The sequence below is a fragment of the Microbacterium sp. ZKA21 genome, from assembly GCF_050434165.1.
Taxonomy (GTDB): Bacteria; Actinomycetota; Actinomycetes; order Actinomycetales; family Microbacteriaceae; genus Microbacterium.
In genome coordinates, this window is record NZ_JBNPVV010000002.1 from 18,318 (window position 1) to 40,208 (window position 21,891).

General features: G+C 69.8%; 25 protein-coding genes. 18 read left to right on the plus strand and 7 right to left on the minus strand.

The window, feature by feature from the left end:
• Positions 1-48: 48 nt before the first annotated feature.
• Both M2317_RS04420 and M2317_RS04425 read right to left on the minus strand, forming a co-directional pair.
• The gene (locus M2317_RS04420) at positions 49-1,245 is read right to left on the minus strand and encodes a cobalamin-independent methionine synthase II family protein (protein ID WP_429457706.1); all 1,197 of its coding nucleotides are present in this window, start codon (positions 1,243-1,245) and stop codon (positions 49-51) included.
• A gap of 58 nt (positions 1,246-1,303) precedes the next feature.
• Positions 1,304-1,783 (minus strand): MarR family winged helix-turn-helix transcriptional regulator, encoded by a 480-nt coding sequence (locus M2317_RS04425; protein WP_429457707.1) that lies wholly within the window; start codon positions 1,781-1,783, stop codon positions 1,304-1,306.
• Between the two features lie 100 nt (positions 1,784-1,883).
• Here M2317_RS04425 and M2317_RS04430 point away from each other — a divergent pair, with 100 nt between their 5' ends.
• Both M2317_RS04430 and M2317_RS04435 read left to right on the plus strand, forming a co-directional pair.
• Complete coding sequence (locus M2317_RS04430; RefSeq protein ID WP_429457709.1) at positions 1,884-2,507, plus strand: NADPH-dependent F420 reductase; 624 nt, start codon at positions 1,884-1,886, stop codon at positions 2,505-2,507.
• Positions 2,508-2,572: 65 nt separating this feature from the next.
• Positions 2,573-2,968 carry a hypothetical protein gene (locus M2317_RS04435; protein ID WP_429457711.1) on the plus strand — a complete coding sequence of 132 codons (396 nt, stop codon included), beginning with the start codon at positions 2,573-2,575 and terminating at the stop codon, positions 2,966-2,968.
• A gap of 173 nt (positions 2,969-3,141) precedes the next feature.
• Here the strand turns inward: M2317_RS04435 and M2317_RS04440 are convergent, their stop codons facing one another.
• Positions 3,142-4,581: an MFS transporter gene (locus tag M2317_RS04440; RefSeq protein ID WP_429457713.1), complete on the minus strand. Its 1,440-nt coding sequence runs from the start codon at positions 4,579-4,581 to the stop codon at positions 3,142-3,144.
• 205 nt (positions 4,582-4,786) lie between these two features.
• Between M2317_RS04440 and M2317_RS04445 the strand changes: the two genes are divergently transcribed.
• From M2317_RS04445 to M2317_RS04455, 3 genes are all read left to right on the plus strand, one after another.
• Positions 4,787-6,172, plus strand: coding sequence for a glycine--tRNA ligase (locus M2317_RS04445; RefSeq protein WP_429457715.1), 1,386 nt, complete (start codon positions 4,787-4,789; stop codon positions 6,170-6,172).
• A 164-nt stretch (positions 6,173-6,336) separates the two neighbouring features.
• Positions 6,337-7,155: a serine hydrolase domain-containing protein gene (locus M2317_RS04450; protein ID WP_429457717.1), complete on the plus strand. Its 819-nt coding sequence runs from the start codon at positions 6,337-6,339 to the stop codon at positions 7,153-7,155.
• Between the two features lie 46 nt (positions 7,156-7,201).
• Entirely contained in the window at positions 7,202-7,372 is a 171-nt protein-coding gene (locus tag M2317_RS04455; protein ID WP_429457719.1) for a hypothetical protein, read from the plus strand.
• Here M2317_RS04455 and M2317_RS04460 read toward each other — a convergent pair.
• Both M2317_RS04460 and M2317_RS04465 read right to left on the minus strand, forming a co-directional pair.
• Entirely contained in the window at positions 7,362-7,787 is a 426-nt protein-coding gene (locus M2317_RS04460; RefSeq protein WP_429457721.1) for a DUF1801 domain-containing protein, read from the minus strand. The two genes, M2317_RS04455 and M2317_RS04460, sit on opposite strands and share 11 nt — an antisense overlap.
• Positions 7,784-8,356 carry an HhH-GPD-type base excision DNA repair protein gene (locus tag M2317_RS04465; protein ID WP_429457723.1) on the minus strand — a complete coding sequence of 191 codons (573 nt, stop codon included), beginning with the start codon at positions 8,354-8,356 and terminating at the stop codon, positions 7,784-7,786. The genes M2317_RS04460 and M2317_RS04465 overlap by 4 nt, the downstream gene beginning before the upstream one ends.
• A 114-nt stretch (positions 8,357-8,470) precedes the next feature.
• Here M2317_RS04465 and M2317_RS04470 point away from each other — a divergent pair, with 114 nt between their 5' ends.
• Together M2317_RS04470 and M2317_RS04475 are read left to right on the plus strand one after the other, a co-directional pair.
• The gene (locus M2317_RS04470; RefSeq protein WP_429457724.1) at positions 8,471-8,914 is read left to right on the plus strand and encodes a helix-turn-helix domain-containing protein; all 444 of its coding nucleotides are present in this window, start codon (positions 8,471-8,473) and stop codon (positions 8,912-8,914) included.
• A complete protein-coding gene (locus M2317_RS04475; RefSeq protein ID WP_429457726.1) occupies positions 8,911-9,249 on the plus strand; it encodes a HepT-like ribonuclease domain-containing protein in 339 nt (112 codons plus the stop codon). The genes M2317_RS04470 and M2317_RS04475 overlap by 4 nt, the downstream gene beginning before the upstream one ends.
• A 59-nt stretch (positions 9,250-9,308) precedes the next feature.
• Here the strand turns inward: M2317_RS04475 and M2317_RS04480 are convergent, their stop codons facing one another.
• Positions 9,309-10,604: a glutamyl-tRNA reductase gene (locus tag M2317_RS04480; protein ID WP_429457728.1), complete on the minus strand. Its 1,296-nt coding sequence runs from the start codon at positions 10,602-10,604 to the stop codon at positions 9,309-9,311.
• A gap of 75 nt (positions 10,605-10,679) precedes the next feature.
• On the opposite strand from M2317_RS04480, the gene hemE reads away from it, so the two are divergent.
• From hemE to M2317_RS04535, 11 genes are all read left to right on the plus strand, one after another.
• A complete protein-coding gene (gene hemE, locus M2317_RS04485) occupies positions 10,680-11,702 on the plus strand; it encodes a uroporphyrinogen decarboxylase (protein WP_429457729.1) in 1,023 nt (340 codons plus the stop codon).
• On the plus strand, positions 11,699-13,198 hold the full coding sequence (locus M2317_RS04490; RefSeq protein WP_429457731.1) for a protoporphyrinogen/coproporphyrinogen oxidase: 1,500 nt from the start codon (positions 11,699-11,701) through the stop codon (positions 13,196-13,198). Before hemE ends, M2317_RS04490 begins: the two co-directional genes overlap by 4 nt.
• A gap of 136 nt (positions 13,199-13,334) precedes the next feature.
• Positions 13,335-13,748, plus strand: coding sequence for a hypothetical protein (locus M2317_RS04495; RefSeq protein WP_429457733.1), 414 nt, complete (start codon positions 13,335-13,337; stop codon positions 13,746-13,748).
• Between the two features lies 1 nt (position 13,749).
• On the plus strand, positions 13,750-14,157 hold the full coding sequence (locus tag M2317_RS04500) for a phage holin family protein (protein ID WP_406248550.1): 408 nt from the start codon (positions 13,750-13,752) through the stop codon (positions 14,155-14,157).
• The gene (locus M2317_RS04505) at positions 14,144-14,437 is read left to right on the plus strand and encodes a hypothetical protein (protein ID WP_429457735.1); all 294 of its coding nucleotides are present in this window, start codon (positions 14,144-14,146) and stop codon (positions 14,435-14,437) included. The genes M2317_RS04500 and M2317_RS04505 overlap by 14 nt, the downstream gene beginning before the upstream one ends.
• 55 nt (positions 14,438-14,492) lie before the next feature.
• Positions 14,493-15,170 carry a hydrogen peroxide-dependent heme synthase gene (gene hemQ, locus M2317_RS04510; protein ID WP_429457737.1) on the plus strand — a complete coding sequence of 226 codons (678 nt, stop codon included), beginning with the start codon at positions 14,493-14,495 and terminating at the stop codon, positions 15,168-15,170.
• A gap of 7 nt (positions 15,171-15,177) precedes the next feature.
• Positions 15,178-16,170: a hydroxymethylbilane synthase gene (gene hemC / locus M2317_RS04515; protein ID WP_429457739.1), complete on the plus strand. Its 993-nt coding sequence runs from the start codon at positions 15,178-15,180 to the stop codon at positions 16,168-16,170.
• Positions 16,170-16,967, plus strand: coding sequence for a uroporphyrinogen-III synthase (locus tag M2317_RS04520; RefSeq protein WP_429457741.1), 798 nt, complete (start codon positions 16,170-16,172; stop codon positions 16,965-16,967). Before hemC ends, M2317_RS04520 begins: the two co-directional genes overlap by 1 nt.
• Complete coding sequence (hemB, locus tag M2317_RS04525) at positions 16,964-17,950, plus strand: porphobilinogen synthase (RefSeq protein WP_429457743.1); 987 nt, start codon at positions 16,964-16,966, stop codon at positions 17,948-17,950. The genes M2317_RS04520 and hemB overlap by 4 nt, the downstream gene beginning before the upstream one ends.
• 21 nt (positions 17,951-17,971) lie before the next feature.
• Positions 17,972-19,288 (plus strand): glutamate-1-semialdehyde 2,1-aminomutase, encoded by a 1,317-nt coding sequence (locus M2317_RS04530; protein ID WP_429457745.1) that lies wholly within the window; start codon positions 17,972-17,974, stop codon positions 19,286-19,288.
• A gap of 83 nt (positions 19,289-19,371) precedes the next feature.
• The gene (locus M2317_RS04535; protein ID WP_429457746.1) at positions 19,372-19,821 is read left to right on the plus strand and encodes a hypothetical protein; all 450 of its coding nucleotides are present in this window, start codon (positions 19,372-19,374) and stop codon (positions 19,819-19,821) included.
• A 3-nt stretch (positions 19,822-19,824) separates the two neighbouring features.
• Here M2317_RS04535 and M2317_RS04540 read toward each other — a convergent pair whose 3' ends face one another.
• Positions 19,825-21,828, minus strand: a complete 2,004-nt coding sequence (locus tag M2317_RS04540) for an ATP-binding cassette domain-containing protein (protein WP_429457748.1) — start codon at positions 21,826-21,828, stop codon at positions 19,825-19,827.
• Positions 21,829-21,891: the final 63 nt, after the last annotated feature.

Sequence of the window (21,891 nt, forward strand, 5' to 3'; positions counted from 1 at the left end):
TGCGCGACGGGCGCGGCCTTGACAGGAGCGCCCGGATGGGCGAAAGGCTCAGGCGCGGACGCGACGTGCGCCCTCGCCGAGGGCCTCGAGCTTCGCCCACGCGATGTCGGCGTGCACGCGTCCGCCGAGGCCGCAATCCGTCGAGGCGATCACGCGGTCCGCGCCCACGATGTTCGTGAACCGCTCGATGCGCTGGGCGACGAGCTCCGGGTGCTCGACGACATTCGTCGCGTGGCTGACGACGCCGGGGACGAGGACGAGATCGTCCGGGACCGCGGCATCCGCCCATGTGCCGAACTCGTGCTCGTGGCGGACGTTGCCGGCCTCGAACGAGATCGAGCCGACGTTCGCCTTGAGGACCTCGGGGAGGATCTTCGCGATCTCGATGTCGGTGACGTGCGGTCCGTGCCAGGAACCCCAGCACAGGTGCAGGCGAACGAGTTCCTTCGGCAGACCCTGGATCGCGTAGTTCAGCGCCTCGACGCTCTTCGCGGTGAAGGCCAGATAGTCCTCGACGCTCGGCTCCGGGCTGATCTGGTCCCAGTTCTCGGCGAGCGACGGGTCATCCAGCTGGACGATGAGTCCGGCATCCGTGATGGCCTTGTACTCCTCGCGCAACGTCTCGGCCCACGCCCAGAGGTGCTCGTCGTGGGTGGCGTAGTGCTCGTTCCAGACGCGGGCGGCCGAGCCGGGAGCGATCGCAGTGATGAATCCCTGCTCGCCCTCACCGAGGGCGGCCTTCAACTGGCGGATGTCGGCGGCGACGGCGTCCTGACCCCGGTACGACAGCGGGCCGGTCGTCGTGGGGAACTCGGTCGCCGGCTTGCCCTCGAACGCGCCCGAATGCGCATCCCCGTAGACGCGGGGGAACAGCTGCCGGTCGCGGCGGTCGACGAAGCTGGTGAGCTCGATGCTCCCCGGCGTCGAGACCGCGGTGGGCTGGGTGAAGAGGTTGTTGTCCGTGAGCGCGAGGCCGTTCACGCGCTGGAACGAGTAGCTCCACCAGGCGCCGTAATCGAGCGGGTTCGACATCGCCTTGCCGAACTCGCCGTCGCCGACGAGCGTGATGCCCGCATCGCGCTGGCGCTGCACGACGTCGGCTACGGCATCCGCCACGAGCGCCTCGAACTCGGGCGTCGTCTCGAGGGTGAAGCCGTCGTCGCCGAACCCGCGGGCGGCGTTGGCCGCGATGAGGGCGTCGGTGCGAGGCAGGCTTCCGGAGGTCGTGGTGGCGATCGTGCTCATGCCTCGACGCTATCGGGCATCGTGGACACGACTGATTCGCGTGACGAACGGTGACGTCTCAGTGCCGTTGCGGGCCGAACCTGTGCTGGGGATCCAGCCCGGCGATGATCGGGGCCAGCGCATCGCTGAGCGCGTTCAGCTGCGCGGGGGAGAGATGGTCGAGCACGAGGTGGTGCACGGTGTCGAAGTGTCCCGGAGTCGCGAGCACGGTCCGACGGCGCCCCTCAGGAGTGAGGCGGACCTCGACACTGCGTCGATCGGCTGCGCTGCCCTCCCTTTCGACGAGCCCGCGTTCGCGCAGCCGGCTGACCACCTTGGATGCTCGGGGGAGGGTGGCGTTCGTGGCGGCCGCGAGGTCGCTGAGCCGCAGCGGGCCGCCACGAAGCAGCGTGCCGAGCAGCATGTATTCGTAGTGCGTCAACTGCGCGTCGCGCTGCAGCTGGGCGTCGAGGGCGGCCGGCAGCAGCTCGGCGGTCGTGATGAGCGAGATCCACGCGCGCGACTGCTCCGCGGTCATCCGGGTGAGTTTCTCTGCCATGTCGCCCTCCTGTCGGGAATAGTTGCCGCGACAAGTAGGTTATCCCACTTAGTTGCCGAAGCAACCAAATGCTCGGCTCCTCCAACGAAAGGGCAGGACAATGACCGCGATCACCGTCATCGGAACAGGGAACATGGGCCAGGCCATCGCCGGCGTCGCGGCGAAGGGTGGTGCGACCGTGCAGATCCTCGCCCGCGATGTCGAGAAGGCGGCCACCGCGGCCGGCCCGATCGGCGCGCATGCCGGGGTCGTCGGCGACGCGATCGCCGGGGAGATCGTCGTGCTGGCCGTTCCGTATCCTGCGCTCGCCGAGCTCGCGGCGGTCTACGGCGAGCAGTTGACCGGCAAGGTCGTGGTCGACCTGAGCAACCCGGTCGATTTCGCCACGTTCGACGGACTGGTCGTCCCGGCCGATTCGTCCGCGGCCGCCGAACTCGCGGCATCCGCTCCCGGTGCGCGCGTCGTGAAGGCGTTCAACACGAACTTCGCGTCGACGCTCGTGAGCGGCGAACTCGGCGGCGAGCCGACGACGGTGCAGATCGCGGGAGACGACGACTCCGCCAAGCATCTCCTGGCTGACGTCCTCGTCGCGGCCGGCCTGCGCGTCGCGGACACCGGATCCCTCGCGCGAGCCAGGGAGCTCGAGGCGCTCGGGTTCCTGCAGATGGTGCTGGCCGTCCGCGAGCAGATCGGCTGGACGGGCGGGTACGCGGTCCGCGCCTGATCCGAGACACCATCCGGGCCGGCTTGTCTGCCGATCGGCCGGCCCGGGGTGCGTAAGGTCGTGGGATGAGCGATCCCGACTGGACCCCGCACCGGCGAGACGACGGCGAGCTGCTCGGCTGGATCCATGCCGAGGACTCCGAGTGGACGGCCATCGACGTTCTCGGGCGTCCGATCGCCGAAGCGGTCGAGTGGCTGGATGCCGAGGCGGCGCTCGAGGCGCACGGTCTCGCCTGGCTCGCCGACGCGTGGATGCTGGAGGGCGAGTCCGACCGCCCGCTGCGCGTGCGGATCGTCGAGGTCACGCCGACGGATGCCGGTCGCACCGGTCGCATCGTCGTGAAGGTCGACGACTTCGGCGACATGAGCCGGCCAGCGTCCGAACCGTACGTGCTGCCCTGGCCGCTGCCGGCGCGCCTTCGGCCGCCGCACGCCGGTGACCCCGACCCCCGCGTGTTCTGACTTCCTCATCCTCCGACGGCGCTCCCGCAGTTCGACGCGTGCCGAATTCCGGATGCCTCGGCATCCCGTCGGCGCGTCGTCAGCCGAACTGCACTCGACGCGCCGGTCTGTCGCGGAGCCGTCCGGAATTCGGCACCGCAGCGCCGGCGGTGGGGCGGAAGTGCGCTCTCGGCTCAGGGGAGCGACGGATGCTGCTCGACCGTGCGCCCGCGCGGGATGAACAGCGACAGCACGACGGCGATGAGCCCGGCGGCGATCGCGAGCCAGAAGCACACCTGGAAGGCCTCGCGCGTCGGCAGCGCGACCCCGTCGACCTCCACGCTCATCGCGGCCAGCACGCCGCCCATCACCGCTGACGCGCTGGAGGTTCCGACCGAACGGAACAGGGCGTTCAGCCCGTTCGATGCGCCGGTCTCGTTGGCCGGCACCGCGCGCATGATGATCATCGGCATGGCGGCGAAGGTGAAGCCGATCCCGACGCCGATGAAGAGGTTCGCGACGAGGATGTGCCAGACCTCGGTCGACCACAGCAGGACGAACACGTAGGCGAGGACGATGGCTGCGGCGCCGCCGGTGAACAGCGGGCGAGGGCCGATGGTGCGCTCGAGCCATCCGGACAGGGGCGAGATGACCATCATGACGAGGCCGGCCGGCATCACGATGAGGGCCGCGCCCACCATGTCGAGCCCGAATCCACTGCCTGTTTCGACGGGCAGCTCGAGCATCTGCGGGAACGTCACGTTCGAAGCGAACAGGGCGAACCCCATGCCGATAGCCGCGACGTTCGTGAAGAGCACGGCGGGGCGGGCGGCGACGCGCAGATCGAGCAGCGGGTCGGACGTGCGCAGCTGATACCAGCCCCACGCGAGCAGCACGGCGACACCGCCGATGATGCACGTGAGGGTCAGCGGGGCGGTCCAGCCCCATTCTGCTCCGCGCGACACGAACAGCAGGATGCCGGTGAGACCGATCGCGAGCCCGATCGCGCCGGGGATGTCGAGACGCCCCGGCGAGCGCAGCACGTCCTCCGGAACGAACAGGAGTACCAGGACGAGACCGATGACGCCCAGGGCGGCGGCCAGCCAGAAGAGCGTGTGCCAGTCGGCGTGCACGGCGAGCAGCGCCGCTACCGGCATCCCGACCGCTCCGCCGACGCCCATGGTCGCGCTCATCAGTGCCACGGCCGTGCCCAGCCGCTGCGGGGGCAGGATGTCGCGCATGATCGCGATGCCGAGCGGGATCACGCCGGTGACGCCGCCCTGCAGGCCGCGCCCGATGATCACGCCGATGATCGAGCCGGACAGCGCGGCGATCAGCGAGCCGACGATCAGCAGTGCCAGGAGCACGACGACGACGCGGCGTTTGCCGTACATGTCGCCCAGTCGTCCGGAGATCGGCGTCGCGACGGCGGCGACGAGCAGTGTGATCGTCACCACCCAGGTGGTGTCCTCACGGGAGGAGTTCAGCAGGGCGGGCAGCTCGGCCTGAAGCGGCACGACGAGCGTGAACATGAACGATGAGCAGAGGCCGGCGAACGCCAGCACCGCGACCGTCGCCCACCGGGGAGGGGTCCGGGAGAGTCGCCGTCGTGCCCGCTCGTCATCCGTACCCACTCTGCAAGGCTATCGGCGCTCGCAGCGGTCGGCTCCGTGGTCGCATTCTTACGGGGATCGTGGCACGGGTGCCGGGGTGTCCTCTCACCGCACCCCTTCATGAGCGCGAGTGTGGTCGCGCATTCTGCATCGCGGGAACCGCCGGTAGGATTGGGATGCCCGTGATCACGGGTTCTTCCCGCAGCATGCGACCATTGGAGCCACCGTGGCCGAACAGTCCCGTCTTGACAAGGTCATCGCCCTCGCCCGCCACCGCGGGTTCGTGTTCCAAGCGGGTGAGATCTACGGCGGTTCCCGTTCGGCATGGGACTACGGCCCCCTCGGCACCGAGCTCAAGGAGAACATCCGCCGGCAGTGGTGGCAGACGTTCGTCCGCGGTCGTGGCGACATGGTGGGCCTGGACTCCTCGATCATCCTGCCCAAGCGCGTGTGGGAGGCATCCGGGCACGTCGCGACCTTCACCGACCCGCTCGTGGAGTGCCTGCAGTGCCACAAGCGCTTCCGCGCCGACAACCTCATCGAGGACTTCGAGGCGCGCAAGGGCCGCAAGGCCGAGAACGGTCTCGCCGACATCCCGTGCCCGAACTGCGGTACGAAGGGCCAGTACACCGAGCCCAAGGCGTTCTCGGGCCTCATCAAGACCTACCTCGGCGTCGTGGACGACGAGTCCGGCCTGTACTTCCTGCGCCCCGAGACCGCGCAGGGCATCTTCGTGAACTTCACGAACGTGCTCACGGCCAGCCGCAAGAAGCCGCCGTTCGGCATCGGCCAGGTCGGCAAGGCGTTCCGCAACGAGATCACGCCGGGTAACTTCATCTTCCGCACGCGCGAGTTCGAGCAGATGGAGATCGAGTTCTTCACGCCGCCCGCCGAGGCGCAGCAGTGGTTCGAGCACTGGGTCGACGCGTGCTGGAACTGGTTCATCGATCTCGGCATCGACCCCGAGAACATCCGCCAGTTCGACGTGCCCGAAGACGACCGTGCACACTACTCAGCCGGCACGATCGACGTCGAGTACCGCTTCGGCTTCGCGGGCAAGGAGTGGGGCGAGCTCATGGGCGTCGCCAACCGCACGGACTACGACCTGTCCAGCCACACCGAGGCATCCGGCCAGAGCCTGACGTACTTCGACCAGGCATCCGGTGAGCGGTACACCCCCTACGTGATCGAGCCGTCGTTCGGACTCACGCGCGCCATGATGGCATTCCTCGTCGATGCCTACGTCGAGGAAGAGGTGCCGAACGCGAAGGGCGGCGCCGATGTCCGCACGGTGCTCAAGCTCGACCCGCGCCTCGCGCCGGTCAAGGTGGCCGTGCTGCCGCTGTCGCGCAACGAGAAGCTCTCGCCGCTCGCACGCGAGGTCGCCGACGGCCTCCGCGGTCGCTGGGCGATCGACTTCGACGACGCCGGAGCGATCGGTCGCCGCTACCGCCGCCAGGACGAGATCGGAACCCCGTTCTGCGTCACGGTCGACTTCGATTCGCTCGACGACAACGCCGTGACCGTCCGAGACCGCGACTCGATGGCGCAGGAGCGCGTCGCGATCGAGAACCTGCACGAGTACCTCGCGGAGCGTCTCAAGGGCGCCTGATCCTGACGCTGCCGACGGCGCCGTGCTGACCGCGGCGCTGTCGTCCTGCTCGCCGTGCCATCCGTTCCGGAGGAGAACGCCCGAACGGGAGGAGCCGTATCGCGATTCAGGCCCTCCGTATCGTGCGTTCTCCTCCCGTTCGGATGCCGTGAAACGATGGGCAGGTGGAGACCACGACCTTCGCCGCGACCGACGGCTTCCCGCACACCGCTCTCGTCGGTGTCACAGACCCGGATGAGACGCTCGCCGTGCAGGGCGACCTTCGGGCGGTGCTGCCCCTGGCATCCGTGACCAAACCGCTCACCGCATGGGGCGTGTTCGTCGCGATCGAACGCGGGCTCGTGGACCTCGACGAACCCGCCGGTCCGGCCGGGGCGACGGTGCTCGACCTGCTCGATCACACCAGTGGGTTGCCCATGGAGGGCGATGGGCCGCTGAGGCCCGTCGGCGAGCGACGGATCTACTCGAACGCCGGATTCGACGTCCTGGCCGCGCACGTCGCCGATGCGGTCGGCCTGGAGTTCGCGGACTGGATGCTGCGCGAGGTCACGCTTCCGCTCGGCATGACCGACACGGACGTGACCGGTCGCCCGTCGGCCGGAGCGCGCGCATCGATCCACGACCTCCTGATCTTCGGTCGTGAGGTGCTGCGGCCGACCCTGATCCCGGCCGCGCTGCGCGATCTCGCACTGACGGTGTCCCACCCGGGTCTTCGTGGCATCGTGCCCGGCTACGGATCGTTCGCGGACAACCAATGGGGACTCGGGTTCGAGCTCAAGGGCGCGAAGAGCCCGCACTGGCTGAGCGACTCGTTCCCCCCGGAGACCGCGGGGCATTTCGGCGCGCAGGGCAGCTTCCTCTTCATCGACAGATCGAGAGACGTCGCCGCAGCCTTCCTCTCCGGCGTCCCCTTCGGCGACGACCACAAGCGGATCTGGCCGGCGCTCACCGACGAGATCGTCGCACGATACGGCCGGCGCTGAGACCATGAACGACAGGGATGCCGGAAAGTAGCGCCGCCGCACCTGGGTGCTCGGCGGCATCCTGCTGGTGCTGTTCTCCGTCGCCCCGCTCGGAAGCCCGATCGCATCGGCAGGCGCCTGGGGCGGTCTGGTGTCGGGGGCGGCGGGCACGGCATTCCTCGGGATGCTCGCTATCGTGCTCGGCGTGCGCGCTACCCGGGTCGGGGTCACCCCGTGACGGTCAACTGCACTTGATCCGTGCCGCCCGCCTCGACCCAGGCCTGCGAGCGCTCCAGGATGCCGCGGAGCACGTCGAGATCCACCTGCTCGAGATCCTTGACATACAGGCATCCCTTGCCGACCGTGTGGTCGCCGAGCCGGGCGAGCGCCTCGGCGTGCGGCTCGACACCATCGAAGAGGTAGATCGTGGAGGCTGCCTTACGAGGCGCGAATCCGAGCACCCCGGAGTCGCCCTCTGTCCCGGTGGGGTAGCGGTAGTGGCACGAGCCGAATCCGATGATCGTGCCCCACAGCACAGGTTCCCGACCGGAGACCTCCTGCATGAGAGCTGTCAGCGTCTCGGCATCCCTTCGCCGGCGCTCGGGCGTGACGGCGGCGATGAACGCGCCGACGCTGCCGCCTGTCGGCTTCACTTCGCGGCCTTCGCGGCCGCCTTCATCGCCTTCTTGTGCTCGCGGACCTTGGTCAGCGACTCCGGGGAGACGATGTCGGCGACACTGCGATACGAGCCGTTCTCGCCGTACGGGGCGGATGCCTCGCGCCACCCGTCACCCGTGAAGCCGTACTGCTTGCCGAGCAGGGCGAGGAAGATCTTCGCCTTCTGCTCGCCGAATCCTGGGAGTGCCTTCAGACGCTTGAGGACCTCCGCACCGGACGGGTCGCCTTCCGTCCACAGAGCGGACGCCTCGCCGCCCCAGTCGTTCACGAGCGTCTCGCACAGCGTCTGCACTCTGGCGGCCATCGAGCCGGGGAAGCGGTGCACGCTCGGCGTCTGCTTGAACGCTTCGAGGAAGGCATCCGGATCCAGGTGCGCGATGGCTGCGGCATCCACGGCTCCCGTGCGCTGCTGGATCTTCAGCGGACCGGCGAAGGCGGTCTCCATGGGAACCTGCTGGTCCAGCAGCATCCCCACCAGCAGCGCGAGCGGGTTGGTGGTCAGCAGGTCGTCTGCGGCGGTGTCTCCGGTGATGTGAAGGGCCATGCGTCCAGTGTCCCACCGGGTCGGCTGTCGCACGCGTGAAAGTCTGGCGGCGGGTGAGTCCGACGCGCTCTGCCCACTCTTTCCGAGGATCCGTCCACGCGATATCATCATGATATGGGTGACACGTTGCGCGAGTTCCGCGAGCGAGCCGGCCTCAGCCAGGGACAGCTCGCCGTGCGCAGCGGCGTCGCGCAGCCGAACATCGCCGCCTATGAAGCCGGGCGCCGGAATCCGTCGGCGGCAATGGTCGACAGACTGCGGTCGGCGATGCGCCCCTTGCCTCATGAAGCGCTCGAACAGCATCGCGACGCACTCAAGGAGCTCGCCGCGGAATACGGCCTCAGCAACGTGCGCGTGTTCGGCTCGGCGGGGCAGAACGCGGACACTGCGCAGAGCGACCTCGATCTCCTTGTCACCCGCTCGCCGGACGTCGGCCTGCTGACGATCGCCGAGTTCGCCTTCGCCGCCGAACAATTGCTCGGCGTCCCGGTCGACGTGGTCACAGACGGAGGCCTCCCCGCTGATCATCCGATCCTCCGGTCGGCGGTGGCCGCGTGAGCGATAGGGACGAACGGTCGTTGCGCGAGATCGTGCGGTTGTGCGACAACGGCACGCGACTCGCTGCCCGCGGACACGAGTGGTACGTCTCTGACGACCTCAATACGCCTGGGCTTGCGGCCGAGTCGATCATCATCAAGATCGGTGAGAATGTCGCGCGGTTGAGCGATGAAGTGATGCTCTCGAACCCGCAGGTGCCCTGGTCGAGCATCAAGCGCATGCGCGATCGGCTCGCGCATCACTACGAGGCGACCGACTACGACGCGGTGTGGGCCACCCTCAACGTCGATCTTCCCGTTGTGCGTGCAGCGATCGCATCGCTCGTCGCCGACTGACCGCCGGCTGGCCGCAGATCGGTGCGTCGACGGAACCGGTCAGGCCGTGCAGTGCCGCCTCAGGCGCTCGCGGCCTCTTCGGATGCCGGGGCGACCGGCGCGATGCCGTACAGCGTGCCCAGGGCGGCGATGAAGTCGTCCGCGCGTCCCTCGGCCGCCAGTTCGTGCGCCCGTACCGTCGGGGTGTGCAGCAGGACGCCGGCGAGATGACGCAGCGACTGCTCGACACGGCCGTCCTCATCGCCACGGGCCCTGGCTCGGTCGATCTCGGCTTCCAGCAGCGCGAAGATGTGCGACCGCATGGCGACGACAGCCGGGGTCACGCTCTGCTGACGGCCGACGACGTGGAAGGTGTCAGCGGCCTCTCGGACGACGCTGCGCGCGGCATCCGTCGCCTGCAGCTCCTCCAGCGGCGCGTGCAGCCGGATGGTCTCCAGATCCAGCAGCGCGACGCCCTCGAGCTCGGCGATCGCGGGGTCGACGTTGCGCGGCATCCCGAGGTCGATCACGAGCTGGGAATGGGGGCCTACGGGGCATCCGACGGCAACGGGTCCGGTCGGCGCCTGCAGCTGGTCCGGCCCGAGGACCGGTTCAGTTGCGGTCGTGCAGGTGATCAGCAGGGACGAGCGCGACGCGACCCGTGCGTAGTCCGCGTCGGAGACCGGTGTGATGTCGTGCTTGGTCGCGAACAGCTCAGCGCGGCCGGACGGCGAGTACACCGAGATGTTCTGCGCACCCCGTTCGCGCAGGGTCGCCAGCGTGACGGCCGCGTACGCGCCGGTGCCGACCAGCAGAACGCGCTCAGCGGACCAGTCCGCGATGCGGCTGTCCGCCAGTTCCAGCGAGAGCCGCACGAGCGAGCGGCCGGCGCGGCCGAGCGCGGTGACGTTCTTGACCTTGCGCTGGGCCTGGCTGGCGCGCTGGAACAGGCGCTCGAGCTCGGGGGAGGTCGTGCCCTCCTTGCGTGCGGAGGTCAGCGCGCGGCGCACCTGTCCGGCGATCTCGCCCTCGCCGGGGACGACCGATTCGAGTCCGGATGCCACGGCGAACAGGTGCTCGGCCACGCGACGGCCGGAGTGCACGGCGTACGATCCGTCCAGATCGGATGCCGGGATGCCGGAGGACTGCTCGATCGCTTCGAGCACCGCCTCGACGCCGACGGCGCCGGCGGCTGTGACCGGTTCGTCGATCTCGACGTACGCCTCGAAGCGGTTGCACGTCGAAAGGACCACGGCCCCCTGAACGCACGGCGCGATCGCCAGAAGATGCGGCGCGACGTCGTCAGGGGTGCGGCTCAATCGTTCGAGCATGTCGAAGGAGGCGGTCTTGTGACTCGCCGTTACACACAGCAGCACAGAGAGATTCTACGCCGTGTCGAAAGCGCGGCGCTCTCAGGCGGACACAAAGCTCGTCGATGGGAGGATGGAGGCATGCCTGCACCCACTGCCCCGCTGTTGCGCGCGCTTGGCGGAGACCGACCGGCGACCGCCCCGGTCTGGTTCATGCGCCAAGCCGGCCGCTCGCTTCCCGAGTACCGCGAGCTTCGGGTCGGAACCCGGATGCTGGATGCCTGCCTCACCCCGGACCTGGCCGCCGAGATCACACTGCAGCCGGTGCGCCGTCATGGGGTCGACGCCGCGGTGTTCTTCAGCGACATCGTCATCCCGCTGCGCCTCGCCGGTGTCGATGTCGTGATCGAACCCGGTCGTGGACCGGTGTTCGCCGATCCGGTGCGCACGGTCGCCGATGTCGACCGCATCACGGCGATCGATCCGCAGGATCTCGACACCACGGCGATCGCCGAGGCAGTGCGGATCACGACGGCCGAGCTCGGCGACACCCCGCTGATCGGCTTCGCCGGCGCGCCGTTCACGGTCGCCGCGTACCTCGTCGAGGGCGGCCCCTCCAAAGAGCACCTGCGCGCCCGCGCCATGATGCACACCGACCCCGACTCGTGGCACCGCCTGGCGGGCTGGCTGTCGCGGATCTCGCGCCGCTTCCTCGAGGCGCAGCGCGATGCCGGTGCCGCCACGGTGCAGCTGTTCGACTCCTGGGCCGGTTCGCTCAGCCCTGCCGACTACCGGACGTTCGTGGCTCCGCACTCGCGTGCCGCCGTCGACGGACTCGGCGTCCCGGTCATCCACTTCGGTGTCGGCACCGGTCCCTTCCTCGCCGACATGCGACTGGATGGCGTGGCGGACGCCGTCGGCGTCGACTGGCGCCAGCCCCTGGACGAGGCCGCCGGCATCCTCGGCGCCGACGTCACCGTGCAGGGCAACATCGACCCTGCACTGCTGTCCGCCCCATGGCCGGTGCTGGAGGCGCACGTGCGCGATGTCCTCGAGCGCGGCCGCGCCGCCCGCGCGCACATCCTCAATCTCGGACACGGCGTCCCGCCCGAGACCGACCCCGACCAGCTGACCCGGATCGTCGAGCTGGTCCACAGCTCATGACCGCGCACCCCGAACCCGAGCTCGCCGGACGCGCCGCCGAACGGCACGTCGTCGTCGTCGGCGGCGGGGTCGCCGGGCTCGTCGCCGCGCGCGAGTGCGTGAAGCTCGGTATGCGGGTCACGCTCCTGGAGGCCGCAGACGAGCTCGGCGGCGCCGTCCGTCGCGCCGATATCGACGGCGTGCGGCTGGATGCCGGGGCCGAGAGCTACGCGACCCGTGGGGGTCACGTGCGGAAGCTCGTCGGCGAACTCGGACTGGCGGACCGCGTGCAGACGCCCGCCGCCGGCGGCGCGTGGCTCGCCGGCGTCCCCGGCCAGGAGCCGTCGCCGCTGCCCAAGGGCGGCATCCTCGGCATCCCGGCCAATCCGTTCGTCGATGATGTGCGGCAGATCATCGGATGGCGCGGCGCCTGGCGTGCGTACGTCGATCGCCTGCGTCCACCGCTGACGATCGGGCACGAGCGGAGCCTCGGCCGGCTGGTCCGCTCGCGCATGGGAGCGCGCGTGCTGGAGCGCCTGGTCGCGCCGGTCGTCTCGGGCGTGTACTCGGCGCACCCGGACGACGTCGACGTCGACGTCGCAGCCCCCGGACTCAACGCCGCGCTCACCCGCGTCGGCTCGCTCAGCGGCGCGGTCGATGCGCTCACGGGGCAGCAGCAGGCGGCCCGCAAGGACAAGGCGCCCGGATCCGCCGTCGAGGGCCTGGTCGGCGGGATGAGCACGCTCGTGGACGCGCTGCACGCCGACATCGAGAAGCTCGGCGGTCTCGCGCGCACTGGCGCTGCGGTCGAATCGCTGACGCGGGACGGAGTCGGCTGGATGGTCGTCTTCACAGCGGACGCGGATGCCGAAGAGCCGGATGCCGCGGCATCCGATTCCGAGCCGGAGCAGGAGAGCCTGTCGGCGGACGCCGTGATCATCGCTACGGCCGAGGGAGCCGCTCGAGCGCTGCTCGACGGACACGTCTCGGGTCTCGGCGATGCCGGAGCATCCCCGGAGATCGAGATCGTCACGCTGCTGCTGGACGCTCCTGCCCTGGATGCGGCTCCGCGCGGAACGGGCGTGCTGACGGTGCCCGGGAGCTTCATGGCGAAGGCGCTCACCCACGCGACGGCCAAGTGGGCGTGGTTGCGCGAAGCCGCAGGGGCCCGTCACGTGGTCCGGGTCTCGTTCGGGTCGCAGGGGGAGCCGGCGGCGACCGCCGCCCTGGACGACGACGCAGCGGCGCGTCTCGCCCTCGACCAGGCTTCCGCAATGCTCGGCGTCGAACTGTCGGACGCGCAGCTGGTCGGTGCCCACCGCGCACGCTTCACTCAGTCGCAGCCCGCGTCGCTGATCGGCGCCGCCGAGCGACGAGCGGCGACGCGCATGGCGGTGCAGGCCGTACCAGGGCTCGCGGTCGTCGGCGCCTGGCTGGCCGGGACGGGTCTCGCTCAGGTGGTGCCCGATGCCACGGCAGAGGCCGATCGGGTTCGCCGGCACCTGCTCTGGGACTGATTCCGAAGCCGATCGGACGCCCCGTGTCAACCCCTCCGACAAGTAGATGCCGAAAACGGCATATGGGGTTACGCTGGAACTCCTGGCCCGCGGATCGAACGCGTGCGGCCCGACCGGAACAACGTGAGGAGACCCCATGAAGGGGAAGATCGGACTCGTCGTCGGACTCGGCGTCGGATACGTTCTCGGCACACGCGCCGGGCGCGAGCGCTATGAGCAGATCAAGACGCAGTGGCTGAAGGTCTGGAACCTCGATCCCGTCCAGGATCAGGTCACCAAGGTCAAGGGCTTCGTCGGCGAGAAGACCGCTGCGATCCCCGGCGCCGTCTGGAACGGAGTCGTCAGACTCACGAAGACCGCGACCGGCCCCGGCACGCCGGGCGAGAAGCTCGACGCGACGATCGCGACCGGCAAGGACGTCGTGGAACAGGTCTCCGACGCGGCCGAGGACGCCGTGGACGAGGCGAAGGAGAAGGCGACCGAGAAGAAGCCGGCCGCCAAGGCCCGGACCGCGAAGCCCTCCGCCACGAAGTCCCAGAACGGCAAGTGACATGGTGCGCGGATACCGCGACCGCGCGGACGACAGCCTGCTGACGCTGCTCGGCGACCTGCCCGACCTCGTCAGCAACCTCGTCAAGGCCGAGATCGACGCCGCCAAGGTGTGGATCTCGCGCACCGCGAAGGATGCCGGAATCGGCAGCGTCTGGTTCCTCGTCGCCCTGTTCTTCCTGTTCTGGCTGGTCCCCATGATCCTGGTGTTCGCGGTGGCCGGCCTGTCGTCGTGGTGGCCCGTTTGGCTGTCCGCGCTGGCGGTCATCGGCATCCTGATCCTCGCCGTGCTCGTGTTCGCGCTGCTCGGCATCCTGAAGTTCCGCAAGGTCATGGCCAGGGAGAACCCCGGCCAGGCCGTCGCGAAGGACATCCGACTCGTGAAGGACGCCGGTGATGACGAATTCTGAGCAGTTGACCAACTCCGCGCAGCCGCTTCCCCGTACGGCGGTTCCCGTCGGCCTCGCCGATCCGGTGCAGTCCGCGCGTGCCGAGCTGAAGGCCGCCCTGGCGGCCATCGAGGTCAAGGGCAATGTGCCGCGCCGCGTCGAGAAGGCGTCGAAGGAGGCGGCCGTCAAGGCGCGCGCTTTCGCCGACCGGAACCCGGTCGGCGCGATCGCCGCAGCCGTCGGGCTCGCCGCGGTGGCCGGTTCTCTCGTCTGGGTCGTCGCCAGGGCCCTCTCGCGGTGACGACGGCGTCGGTCACGCATTAGCGATGCCCCCGGGAAAGGGGCAGACTGGAAGCATGTCCGAGCTGAGCGAAGAATCCCCATCCGGCTTCACCCTCTGGGCGGTGTGGCGGCGCAACCCGAACGCTCCGGTCCTCGAGACCGATGCGACCGAGCTCGAGACCATCGCCGAGCACATCGAGGACTCCGGCGTCACGATCCGCGGCTTCTACGACGTCTCCGGTCTCAAGGCCGACGCCGACCTGATGATCTGGCTCCACGGACCCACGGCCGAGGAGCTGCAGAAGGCGCTCCGGCGCCTGCGCCGCACCGAGCTGCTGCGCACGCTGATCCCGGTCTGGAACGTGATGGGCGTCCACCGCGACGCCGAGTTCAACCGTGCGCACGTCCCCGGGTTCCTCCGCGGTGTCGAGCCCAAGGACTGGCTGTGCCTGTACCCGTTCGTCCGCACGCCGGAGTGGTATCTCGCCCCCGAAGAGGAGCGTCGGAAGATGCTCGCCGACCACGGTCGCAAGGGTGCGGCGTTCACGGGCGTCATCGCCAACACGGTCGCCGCCTTCGCGCTCGGCGACTACGAGTGGATCCTGCCGCTCGAAGCCGACGACGTGACCGAACTCGTCGACCTCATGCGCGATCTGCGCTACACGGACGCCCGCCGGTACGTGAAGGAGGAGGTCCCGTTCTACACGGGGCGGCGATTGCGCTTCGACGAGATCGCGGACGTGCTGCAGTAGGTCTGCGATGACGAACCCGATCCGTCTCGGCACCCGTCGAAGCGCCCTTGCGAGGGCGCAATCCGGCCATGTCGCCGCAGCACTCGAGAAGATCTCCGGCCGTCCGGTCGAGCTCGTTCCGATCGTGTCCGAAGGCGACACGAACCGCGCCTCGCTGTCCGAGATCGGCGGCATGGGCATCTTCGCCACGCGGTTGCGCGAGGCGCTGCTCGCGGGAGAGTGCGACTTCCTCGTGCACTCGTTGAAGGACCTGCCCACCGCCATTCCGGACGGTCTCGTGATCGCCGCGACCCCGCCGCGCGAGGACGCCCGCGATGTCGCGATCACCCGCGGCGCCACGCCGCTGCAGGACCTGCGGCCAGGGGCGACGATCGGCACCGGGTCGCCGCGGCGCATCGCGCAGGTGCGCCGCCGCGCGCCGCGCGCCGAGGTCGTCGACATCCGCGGCAACGTCGACTCCCGGCTGGCCAGGGTCGAATCGGGTGAACTGGATGCCGTGATCCTCGCCGCCGCCGGACTGTCGCGCCTCGGCAGCGAGACGCGTCTGCACCGGGAGGAACTCGGGCTGGCCGAGTGGCCGACCGCTCCGGGGCAGGGTGCACTGGCCGTGGAGACCAGAGCGGATGCCCCGGCCGACCTGCTCTCGGCCCTCGCCGAGTTGGACGATCGTGACACCCATCTGGCGGTCGCGGTGGAGCGCGGCATCCTGGAGGGTCTGGATGCCGGATGCCAGGCGCCGATGGCCGCGCACGCCCTGGTGGACGGCGGTTCCGTGCGGATCCGCACGGTCGTGTACGCGGTCGACGGCAGCAGGCGGATCGGGCTCGACGTCACCGAGCCGCTGAACCAGGGGTATATTCGTCTGAACGGCAGTGGCAATGGTGCGGATGCTGCCGATGGTGCGGACCCGATGCACACAGCACGTGAGATCGGGCTGTCTGTCGCCCGTCGGCTGCTCGAACAAGGGGCGGCCGACCTCGTTCCCCGAGAGCAATCCTGATGACCGAACCCGAATCGAAGCATGACAAGCCGTTGGCCGGCTGGCGCGTCCTCGTCCCGCGAGGAGGCCCGTGGGGCGACGGCGTCGCCGCCAGTCTCCGCTCGCAGGGCGCCGTGCCCGTCGTCGCGCCGCTGATCAACTTCGGCCCGACCAACGACCAGGCCGCGCTCGACGAGGCACTCGAGCAGCTCGCCGCCGGCGAGTTCGACTGGCTCACCATCACGAGCGCCACGACGGTTGACGTCCTGTTCGCGCACCGCGCGGTCATTCCGAAGAAGACCAAGATCGCCGCGGTCGGCGAGACGACGGCGGCGGCTCTGCAGGCGGCCGGCTACGAAGTGACGCTCGTCCCCGAGCAGGACAACTCCGCCGAAGGCATGGCCGCGCAGCTCATCGCGCTCGAGCCGACGCCGCGGCGCATCCTGACGCTGCGCAGCGAGATCGCCAAGCCCGTGCTGTCGAAGTCGCTCGTCAAGGCGGGTCACCACGTCTCGAGCGTCGTCGCCTACCGGACCGTCGGCGTCCCGGTGACGGATCGCATCCGTCGGGATGTCGACAGCGGGCGCATCAACGCGATCCTCATCACGAGCGGCTCGGTGGCGCAGCAGGTCCGTGAGCAGTTCCCCGAGATCCCGGAGGAGACGCTCCTCGCCGCGATCGGTCCGCGGACCGCCAAGGACGCCCGCAAGGCAGGGCTCTCGATCCAGGTGGTCGCTGACAAGCAGACCGTGGATGCCCTCATCGAGGCCGTCTCGCACTTCACCCTCCCGCATGCGGCTGACGAGTTCGCACCGTGAGCTTTCCCGACATCCGCCCGCGTCGGCTGCGGCAGTCGACGGCCGTCCGAGGCCTCGCCCGCGAGACCGATGTCCTGCCCAGGCAGCTCGTGCTGCCGATGTTCGTCCGTGAGGGCGTGAACGAGGCCGTTCCGATCGGGTCGATGCCCGGGGTCGTGCAGCATTCGCTGGATTCCCTGCGGCGCGCGGCCGTCGATGCCGCCGAGGCCGGTGTCGGGGGCGTGATGCTGTTCGGCGTGCCGGCGGTGCGCGATGCGATCGGCTCGGGCGCGGACGATCCGGACGGCATCCTGAACGTCGCCACCGCAGCTCTCGTCGCCGAGGTGGGCGATGCGCTCGTGGTGCAGACCGACCTGTGCCTCGACGAATTCACGGACCACGGGCACTGCGGTGTGCTGGATGCGTCCGGCGCCGTCGACAACGACGCGACCCTCGAGCGGTACGCCGCGATGGCGCTCGCGCAGGCGCGAGCCGGCTCGCAGCTGCTGGGGCTCAGCGGCATGATGGACGGCCAGGTCCGCGCGATCCGTCACGCGCTGGATGCCGAAGGCTTCACCGACACCCTTCTCCTCGGTTACGCGGCGAAGTACGCCAGCGCGTTCTACGGTCCGTTCCGCGAGGCGGTCGACTCGCAGCTGACGGGGGATCGCCGCACCTATCAGCTCGATCCCGCGAACCGTCGCGAAGGCATCCGCGAGGCGCTGATCGACGAGGCCGAGGGTGCCGACATCGTCATGGTGAAGCCGGCGATGTCGTTCCTCGATGTGCTGCGCGAGGTGCGCGACAGCGTGCATATTCCTGTCTGGGCATATCAGATCTCCGGCGAGTACGCGATGATCGAGGCCGCGTCGGCGAACGGCTGGATCGACCGCAGGGCGGCCATCCTCGAGTCGCTGCTGTCGATCCGCCGCGCTGGCGCCGATGCGGTGCTCACGTACTGGGCGACCGAGGCCGCCGGCTGGCTCTCGAGTCGCGGGCGCTGAACAGACCTGAAGGATTCACGCATGACAGACCGCAATGACGACCTGTTCGACGCCGCCCGCGCGGTGACGCCTGGCGGGGTGAACTCCCCGGTACGCGCGTACGGCTCCGTCGGCGGGACACCGCGCTTCCTCGCGTCCGCGCAGGGCGCGACGGTGACGGATGCCGCGGGCGACACGTACATCGACCTCGTGGCGTCGTGGGGTCCGGCGCTGCTCGGCCACGCGCATCCCGAGGTCGTGGCAGCGGTGCAGGATGCCGCCACCCGCGGCCTCTCGTTCGGTGCGCCGACCGAGGGCGAGGTCGAACTCGCTCGCCTGATCGTCGACCGCATTCGCGTCGGCGAGCACGCTCCCATCGAGCGCGTCCGGCTGGTCTCCACCGGGACCGAGGCGACGATGACGGCGATCCGTCTCGCCCGCGGCGCCACCGGCCGCGACCTGCTCGTGAAGTTCGCCGGCCATTACCACGGGCACTCGGACGGCCTGCTGGCCGCCGCCGGCTCCGGTGTCGCGACCCTCGCTCTGCCCGGGTCGGCCGGTGTCCCCGCTCCGATCGCCGCGCAGACCCTCGTGGTGCCGTACAACGACCGTGCGGCGATCGAGCAGGTCTTCGCCGAGCACGGCGACCGCATCGCGGCGATCATCGTGGAAGCGGCCGCGGCGAACATGGGCGTGGTGGCGCCAGAGCCTGGCTTCAACGCGTTCCTCGCCGACACCGCGCACGCGCACGGCGCCCTGCTGATCCTCGATGAGGTGCTCACCGGGTTCCGCGTGCACCCGGCCGGATTCTGGGGGCTGCAGGCTGCGGCCGGAGACCTCTACCTGCCCGACATCATCACTTTCGGCAAAGTCGTCGGCGGAGGGATGCCGCTGGCAGCGCTCGGGGGCCGCGCCGAGATCATGGATCTGCTCGCGCCGCTCGGCCCGGTCTATCAGGCGGGCACGCTGTCCGGGAATCCGCTGTCCGTAGCCGCCGGGCTCGCGACGCTGCGGCTCGCGACACCGGAGGTCTACGCACGGGTGGATGCCGCGGCATCCCGCCTGGCCGATGCCCTCGATGCCGCACTCACCGCTGCCGGCGTCGTGCACGCCGTGCCCCGAGCGGGGAACCTGTTCGGCGTCGCCTTCGCCGCGCACGCCCCGCGCGACTACGCCGAGGCGCAGGCGCAGGAGGCCTTCCGCTACGCGCCGTTCTTCCACAGCATGCGCGAGCAGGGCGTCGCCCTGCCCCCGAGCGTGTTCGAGGCATGGTTCCTCACCGCCGCGCACGACGACGCCGCACTGGCACACATCGAAGCGGCGCTGCCGGCGGCCGCATCCGCTGCCGCGCGGGCCTGAGTGCAGCGTCCGCAACAGGATCGTTGCCGTCCTGTGAGCAAGTCGCAGACATCTCGCAGGAGGACGCTGGCAGACTGAGTGGCATGGTGACGTTGCTGCTGGATCAGACGCAGCTCGAGGTCGTGCTCTCGCCCGTCGAGCGTGCCGCGTCGTTCCACCGTGAGAACATCCGGGTCGCCCGCGACACGATCACCAAGGTGCAGCTGACGGAGGACGCCTGGACCTGGCTGCGCGGCGTTCCCAGCCCGGGGAGTCACATCCCCGGCATCCTCGCTGCCGGCACCTGGAAAGGCGCGGGAACGACCGACTTCGTGCTCATCCGTCGTCGGCGACCCAGCGTCGTCATCGATCTCGAGGGCGACGAGCTGTACCAGCGGCTGATCTTCACGACGCGCCACGGACTGGCGCTGACCCAGGCCCTCCGGCTGGATGCGACCGAGGAGCTCGCCGACGTCGTCGAGATCGTCGCGACCGCGCCGATCCCCGTCGTCAAGGGCAAGAGCCGCCCGGTGATCCGGCCGCGTCCGGTCTGACGCTCAATACCGCGGGTGCTCCTGGTGCTCGCCCTCGGATTCCGGCGCGCTCTCGCCCTCCGGTACGGAGGAGATGACGTCGGATGCCTCGTCATCCGACTCCTCGGATGACGGTGCGTCTTCGGGGATGTGCTCGGCGTGCTCCGACTCGTCGGCCGGGGATTCCTCCGCGAGTGCGTCTTCGGCCGGCGAATCCTCGGCCGACGCGTCGTCGGCCGGCTCCTGGCCCGCGGCGGGCGCGTCGTTCGAAGCCTCGTCGGCGTGCTCGTCGGTCGGCGTCTCATCGGCGGGCTCACCATCGGCGACGGACGCGTGAGCGGGGGAGTCTCCGCTGACGTGCTCGTCGCTCGGAGTGTGCTCGGCCACTGTCACGTCGGCGGAGGATCCGTCGGCGGGCGTCTCATCGGCCGACGCCTCCGCCGGGGTGTCGGATTCCGGCTGCGCGTCGTCGGCGGACCCGTCCAGCGGTCGTCTGGCGATGATCGAAGCCCAGACGCTCGAGATCGCGGGGCTCGGAGTCGTGTCGCCCGTCTGCGAGAGCCCGGCCGCGGCTGCCGCGAGCCCGGAGGTGCCGGGAAGAGGGCGGTCCTCGCCGGCGGAGACCGGAACGAACGAGGGGATCTCGTCGGCCGTGATGTCGTCCTCGTCGCCGTCGGCGGTCGAATCGTGAGCCGTGATGATCGGGATGGCGACGGTCGTCTCGGTCGCGGACATCGGCGCCGCATCGATCGAGGCGGACGTCATCGGTGCTTCGGATCCGGCAGCGGAGTCCTCATCGGTGTCGGTGTCGGTGTCAACGTCGGCCCCGGTCGCGATAGCGGCTGCATCACCGTCGATCGCTTCGTCGCCCTCCGCGACCGTTTCGGGCTCCACGGCTGCTCCGGCGTCAGCGGTCGCTTCGATGTCCGGGGTCGCTGCGTTCTCCGCATCGGCTTCGTTCTCCGCGACGGCCTCGGACGCAACGACCTCTTCGGTACCGGCGTCGACGGCATCATCCGTCACGTCTCCGGCGTCGGTCTCCGCGGCATCCGCAACCGGCGCCTCGTCCGCGGCATCCGCACCAGCGGGCACGGCTGCCAGCGCAGCCGGAGCCTCCGGCTGACGCAGCTGGACGGGCCGATCGTTGACGAGATCGAGGAAGACGTCCTCCAGGGTCGGGCCGCGCTGCTGCAGAGTGCTGAGGGCGACGCCCGCTTCAGCGGCCACGGCTCCGATGGTCCTCGCATCGCTGCCGCGCACGGTGAGGCCGGAGCGCAGCACCTCGAACTCGAAACCGGCGGCGGTCAATGCGGCCGTGAGGCCGGCACGATCCGCGGCATCCACCACGACCGGACCCGAAGTCGGATCGGCCAACGACGCGAGAGAGCCGGCGAACTTGCGCTGTCCATGCGCGATCACCAGGATCTCGTCCGCGACCTGCTCGACCTCGCTCAGCACGTGCGAGGAGACCAGGACGGTGCGCCCCTCGTCGGCGAGTCCGCGGATGAGCATGCGCATCCAGCGGATCCCCTCGGGATCCAGGCCGTTGGCCGGCTCGTCCAGCACGAGCGCGCCCGGATCGCCGAGCAGCGCCGTCGCGGCGCTCAGGCGCTGACGCATGCCGAGCGACAGTGCACCGATGCGCGTGCCCGCCTCGCCGTCGAGTCCGACGAACGAGATCACCTCGGCGACGCGCGATGCGGCGATGCCGTTCGCCTTCGCCGCCAGGACGAGGTGGCGCTCGACCGAGCGACGGGGACGGAATCCGGGGTCCTCGTGCATCGCGCCGATGACACGCGCCGGGTGCTTCAGATCCGCGTACTGCGCGCCGCCGATGGTCGCGGTGCCGGAGGACGGACGGATCTGGCCGAGCAGCATCCGCAGCGTCGTCGTCTTGCCTGCGCCGTTCGGGCCGAGGAAGCCGGTGACGACGCCAGGCTCGACGCGTCCCGAGAAGTCGGAAACGGCGGTCACGTCGCTGAAGCGCTTCGTGACCCGGTCGAACTCGAGCACCTGTCCGTCGGGCATCGGGACCTCTCTTTGTAGGGCAGTCCCCTCTATCTTGTCGGAAATCGCGGAAAATCGTGCATT